1 pseudogene is annotated in these 204 nt (G+C 65.2%); it reads right to left on the reverse strand.

The features are described from left to right. Window positions 1-204, reverse strand: a pseudogene (locus ON44_RS33445) (hypothetical protein); the annotation flags it as partial.

Raw genomic sequence — 204 nt, forward strand, 5'->3', positions numbered from 1 at the left:
TTGGAGGGTTTCGTCGATGAGTCCGGATAGGCCGCCGTCGGGGCCCATGATCACGTATCGGGTTGCTCCCGCCGTGGTGAGGGTGGTGATTCCGTCGGCGAACCGTACGGTGTTGCGGACGTGGTCGACCCAGTACTGCGGCGTGGTCAGCGGTGAATCCGCCTGTTGGGCATCGGTGTTCGGGCTGTCGGTGTTCGGGCCGGT

The organism is Nocardia vinacea NBRC 16497, assembly GCF_000308835.1.
Lineage (GTDB): Bacteria > Actinomycetota > Actinomycetes > Mycobacteriales > Mycobacteriaceae > Nocardia > Nocardia vinacea.